Source organism: Acidaminococcus sp. CAG:542, from assembly GCF_000437815.1.
Classification (GTDB): domain Bacteria; phylum Bacillota; class Negativicutes; order Acidaminococcales; family Acidaminococcaceae; genus Acidaminococcus.
This window is the reverse complement of sequence record NZ_FR902083.1, coordinates 41,316-44,722: the sequence shown is the minus strand read 5'-3', so window position 1 is coordinate 44,722 and position 3,407 is coordinate 41,316. Positions and strand designations below refer to the sequence as shown.

Here is a 3,407-nt window from a genome sequence, read left to right as displayed (position 1 = left end):
ACAGGAGCCAGGGAGCCCCGATGAAAAAGGCGCACACCAGGGCAATGACACTGGTGGGCATCCAGCTTACCAGCACCGGATCCCACCAGAATACCAGGGGCATCACCAAAAACAGGAACAGGATGGAAAATACCGTCCGGACAATGACGATCAGGGTGGATTTGGCCACCGGTACCCCCGCCCGTTTCATGAACATGAGCATGGCAATACCTCCGCCCCCCTGACCGGGAGTCAGAAGTGCCAGGAAATAGTTGCTGAACACCGCGTAGAAAATATGGGCATAATCCATCTTCTCCCCGGAAAGCCTTGTCAGGGTGATCAGCCGGGTGGCATCGAAAAACAGCCCCACCGACAGCACCCCCAGGGCCAGCAGCGCATAATACCATTTAAAAGTGGTCAGATAGACCAGGGCCCGTACATCAAAAGTAAAATAAAGAACGCCTGCTGATACGATGATGACTACAAAGAACAACACGCACAGCATGCGGAATAGGGTTTTGTTCATAGAGTATGACCTGCCAGTATCGTTGTATTTTGAAAAGCTCTGAATCTGTCAATGCTGATACAATCTTTTATTATTATAGCATAGTACAGGAGCAAAAACATAAAACAAATCGTAAATCAGAGCCTGAGCTTTCCTGTGTTGGCAAAATGGAGCTTGACGTATTGGGAAAGAGCCTCTTCCCCCTGGGCTTTGGCCAGCTTCCGGGCCGCTGCCGTAGCCTGGCTGCCGCCCCCTTTGGGCAGTTCGAAGCCTGCCTTTTGGGACAGCTCCCCCATCACTTCCACAAAGGCGTCCCGGGCCAGGATGGACGCCGCCGCCACTGCCATATCCGCTTCCCCTTTGGGCTGCTGGTACACTTTCAGCCCGGGATAAGCTGCTTCCAGGGTGGAGGAAATGGCATTGTGCCGGGTAAACTGGTCCACCAGGGCAAAATGGCATTCCGGCACCTGCTGGAGCACCCGTCCCAGAGCATGGATGTGGCCGCTGGCCAAAAGATGGTTCAGGTTCTGCTTCTGGCTTTTCAGCTGGATATACCGCTGGTTGTAGAACTGGGGCTTCAGTACCAGCACCGTATGGGCTTTGGCGGTCTGCCGGATCTTTTCCGCCAGCTGATGGATTTTTCCGTCGGTCAGGGCCTTGCTGTCGCAGATCCCCCAGCTTTGGTACTGCCGGGCGGTTTCCAGGTCCAGGCACACCGCTGCCACCGCCAAGGGACCGAAATAGTCTCCCTTGCCGCTTTCGTCACTGCCGCACCAGAGCCCGTCGAATCCGGGTTTCCCGTCCAGCAGGGTCACTTTTCCCCCGCCGGCGGAAAGATCACCGGCAAGGGCTGAAGGTTCCGTCTCTCCGTCCAGCGCCTTCTGGCAGCAGTCCCGGAAGGAAGAAACTTTCCCGCTCCATACCTGTTTCAGGCCCTTTTTCCCATTGTAAAGGGCCAGGTTCACCGTGTCCGGGCCCTTCCGGACCTTCAGCTGCCGGCCGTAATTGATTTCCTTCTGCTCCACCGGTTCTTCCGTGAGCAGCTGGAGTTTTTCCCGCACCAGGGTTACATACTGGTCAAAATCATAAGGGGTCATGCCCCGCCTTCCTCCTTTTGTCCTTCCGGCAGGGTCGGGTCCGGCTCCTGGAGATTTTTCGGCAGATCAGGAGGCCGCACCGTCAGGCTGCGGATGGAGACATCGATATTTTTTACCGGCATGCTGGTCATGCCTTCCACTTTCAGTTTGATCTTGGTCTGAAGGCTCTTCACCACTTCGTAAATGGGCGCCCCGAAGAACAGGATGATCTCCAGGAAGATGGTCATCCCCTTGCTGGTGTCCGAAGGCCGGCGCACCTTAATGGAAGTAATCCGGTCCACTTCCTTGTTCTTCTTCACCACGATCCGTACAATGTCGCTGACCACGTAATCGGATACCGTGATCTTCCCGTAGTAGCTGAAAGCCGGCCGGACAATGGATTTTTCCGGCATGGCATGGGGCTTCCGGTTCCGGGAAAACAGCCGGTGAGGCAGATCCACCAGCACCCCGGACAGATGGGGCTTCAGTTCGATGGTGGGCACCGGCACCACGTGTTTTCCTTCCTTGATCCGGGTCTCCCGGGCCTTTTTCATTTCCCGGACGGTGGAAATGTCCTGGATGTACACCGTTTCCGAAGGCGCCGGGATCTGGAGCCGCTTGCAGATGGTCCGGACCATCTTGTCCGAAGTGCCGATCACCAGAAGAGTCCGGATGTCGCTTTTCAGCAGGGCTTCCCGGACTTCCTGGCAGTGGTCCTTTTCCATAAAGATGGCTCGTTTCACCGCCTGGACCTTGTTCTGTTCCGTTTTGGCACTGGTTCCGGCCAGGATCTTGGTCCCTTCGATCAGGAGCCCGTCATCGATGATGCCGTCGCAGTGATGGTCATGGGCGACCCCGATGGCCCGGAAGCTTTTCCCGGTGCCGCTGGGGCCTACAAATGCTACAGTTTTCATGGTATGCACCTGCTTTTCGGATCAGATTTTCTTTCCTTCGATGACACCCTTCACATTTTCGTAGGAAATGGGGAATTCTCCCAGGTGGAGGGGGAACCGTCCCGGATTCCCGTGGAGATCGCTGCCCCCGCTGGTCAGGAGACCATGGTTTTTGGCCACCTGGAGCCAGTCGTGGGGAGGTTTTTCCTTTAAAATAGAAGGATGCCACACTTCCATGCCGTCAAACGGCACCCTGTCCAGCAGTTCTTCCACCAGATCCGGGTTCCCGATTTCCGCCGGATGGGCCAAAACAGCAATGCCTCCCGCCCTGTGGAGCAGGTCCACAGCCTCTTTGGGCTGCATCTTCACCTGCCGGCAGTAAGCGGGCCTGCCGCTGGCAATCAGGGCATCGAACACCGCCTGGGTATGGGAGAACAGGCCTTTTTTCACCAGCACCCGGGCAATGTGGGGCCGCCCCAGGCTTTTGGACCCGTGGGCTTCTTCCCGGACTTCCTCCAGGGTTATGGGATATCCCAGCTGGTTGATTTTCTGGATGATCTTCCGAATCCGGGTGATCCGCCCCACCCGGGTCCAGGCCATGGCCTGGAGAAGAGGCTGGTTCTCCGGGTCGAAATGGTACCCCAGCACATGGACATCCTTCCCTTTGTAGTCCGTGTCGATCTCCACCCCCCGGATCAGCTGGATCCCCAGATGCCGGAAGTGAATGGTCCGGGCCGCCCGGTCGTAGGCCTGGATGTTGTCGTGGTCGGTGATGGCAATGGCGGCAATGCCGGACACCCGGGCCTGGGCAATGATTTTTTCCGGAGTGTAGACGCCGTCAGAAAAGGTGGTATGGATATGCAAGTCAGCCAGCATGACAATTCTCCTTCGTCATTTCTTATGACTTGATTATACCATAGTGGGCGGAAAAAGGAAAAAAGGGCGCTGCCGCAC

At 56.5% G+C, this 3,407-nt stretch carries 4 protein-coding genes; all 4 read right to left on the bottom strand.

The features are described from left to right. On the bottom strand, positions 1–505 hold a 505-nt coding region (locus QVO43_RS06935; protein ID WP_288174681.1), incomplete at its 3' end, for a lysylphosphatidylglycerol synthase domain-containing protein. Between the two features lie 116 nt (positions 506–621). Then, positions 622–1,581 (bottom strand): ribonuclease HIII, encoded by a 960-nt coding sequence (locus QVO43_RS06930; RefSeq protein WP_022487809.1) that lies wholly within the window; start codon positions 1,579–1,581, stop codon positions 622–624. Further along, the gene (locus QVO43_RS06925) at positions 1,578–2,474 is read right to left on the bottom strand and encodes an Asp23/Gls24 family envelope stress response protein (RefSeq protein WP_022487808.1); all 897 of its coding nucleotides are present in this window, start codon (positions 2,472–2,474) and stop codon (positions 1,578–1,580) included. Before QVO43_RS06925 ends, QVO43_RS06930 begins: the two co-directional genes overlap by 4 nt. Positions 2,475–2,495: 21 nt before the next feature. Next, positions 2,496–3,329 (bottom strand): PHP domain-containing protein, encoded by an 834-nt coding sequence (locus tag QVO43_RS06920; RefSeq protein ID WP_022487807.1) that lies wholly within the window; start codon positions 3,327–3,329, stop codon positions 2,496–2,498. Positions 3,330–3,407 lie beyond the last annotated feature (78 nt).